Source organism: Sandaracinobacteroides sp. (assembly GCF_057137845.1).
Window position 1 is genome coordinate 1 of record NZ_DBNHFX010000091.1, and the last position, 1,892, is coordinate 1,892.

2 protein-coding genes are annotated in these 1,892 nt (G+C 67.8%); both read left to right on the top strand.

Annotation, left to right across the window (positions count from 1 at the left end):
• The coding region (locus AC16JP_RS04750) for a phosphatase PAP2 family protein (RefSeq protein ID WP_484339457.1) at nucleotides 1-318 on the top strand (318 nt) is incomplete at its 5' end.
• Between the two features lie 93 nt (nucleotides 319-411).
• Entirely contained in the window at nucleotides 412-1,713 is a 1,302-nt protein-coding gene (locus AC16JP_RS04755) for a glycoside hydrolase family 1 protein (RefSeq protein ID WP_484339458.1), read from the top strand.
• Nucleotides 1,714-1,892 lie beyond the last annotated feature (179 nt).

Sequence of the window (1,892 nt, forward strand, 5' to 3'; positions counted from 1 at the left end):
GTCGTGCGCGGGGTGGGCACCTGTTCGCCCGCCGACGAGGAGGCGCTGAAGAAGGATGGTTCCTACCCCAGCGGCCATGCGGCGATCGGCTGGATGCTGGCGCTGGTGCTGGTCGATCTGGCGCCCGAGAAAACCAACGCGCTGCTGCGGCGCGGCTATGATTTCGGCGAAAGCCGGGTGTTCTGCCGGGCGCACTGGCAGAGCGATGTCGCAGCCGGGCGGCTGATGGCCTCGGCCGCCTATGCGCGGCTGCAATCCGACCCGACGTTCGGGGCGCAACGCGAACTGGCCCGCGCCGAACTGGCCCGCAAACCCTGATCGCGCTTGCACGCGCAAATCCTGAACGGGCTTGCGCCGGTGGGCGCCCCGCGCCTATGTTGCAAGCAGAACAGCTTGTAAGTGAGGTGCGGGATGGATCGCAGAGAATTGATCGGCGCGATGGCGGCCGGAGCGGCGACGGCGATGCTGCCGGGTACTGCCGGGGCGAAGGCGCGCGCGGCGTTTCCGGCAGGGTTCCTGTGGGGAACCGCCGGCGCCGCCTATCAGGTCGAAGGCAATAATATCGCCAGCGACCTCTGGGTGATCGAGCAACTGAAGACGCCGTTTTTCAAGGATCCGTCGGGCGATGCCTGTGATGTATATCACCGCTACGCCGAGGATCTGGATCTCGTCGCGGGCAATGGTTTCAACTGCCATCGGCTGGGGATCGAATGGGCGCGGATCGAACCCGAACGCGGCCGGGTGTCACTGGCGGAAATCGCCTATTACCGCCGGGTGCTGGAGGCCTGCCACAAGCGCGGCCTGAAGCCGGTCGTCACCTTCTGCCATTTCACCGTGCCGCGCTGGGTGGCGGCAAGCGGCGGATTCGCCGATCCCGCCAACGTCGAGGCGTTCGCCGCGCACTGCGCGCGGGTGTCGGCGGCGATGGGCGACCTTATCCATCTGGCGGCCACGTTCAACGAACCGAATCTGGCGACGGTCGTGCGCTGGGCCGGGCAGAGCGAGAAATACCGCCCGCTGATCGACGCCATCCAGAAAGCGGCGGGCGCATCGCAGAATGCGCCGGGCTGGCGCTCGCCGATGCTGAGCGGCGAATCGCAGTATGAAGGCGTGATCGCCGCGCACAGCCGCGCGATCGAAGCCGTGCGCAAGGCAGGCGGGCGGTTCCCGATGGGCCTGACGCTGGCCCTGCCGTCGGACCGCGCCGCGAACGGCGACCCGGCAGCGCTGCTGCGCAAGCAATCCGAACTGATGGACCGCTGGCTTGCCGCCCCCGGAGACTTCATCGGCGTGCAGACCTACACCGGAACCGAAGTCGGGCCGGACGGCGACGTGCAGCCCGCACCCGGCACCGAACTGACGCAGATGGGCTATCCGTTCACGCCGGACGCGATCGAAGGCGCGATCCGCATGGTTGCAAAACGGTGGAAAAAGCCGATCTACGTGACCGAGAATGGCGTCGCTACCGAGGATGACAGCCGCCGCATCGCCTATATCAACGGCGCCATCGCCGGTGTGCAGCGGGTGCTGGACGACGGCATCGACCTGCGCGGCTATATTCACTGGTCGCTTTTGGACAACTGGGAATGGATGTCGGGCTTCGGGCCGAAGTTCGGGCTGGTCGCCGTCGACCTGAAGACCTTCCGGCGGACGCCGAAGCCATCATTCGCGCATCTGGGCCGCATCGCGCGCGCGGGCGGCGCCATCGGCTGAGCGGAACGGGTTGGCCAGCGGCGCTGCGTTAACGCGGCGCCGCTGCATCCACCAATGCGGCAATGCCGGGGCCGACCTTCAGGAGGAGGTCGGCAGGAGGCTGCGGCCGCAGGAAGCCGTCGAACGGCCGCCACGAGGCGTCGGCCTGATCGGCGACCCGTTTCAACGCCGCGCGCGCC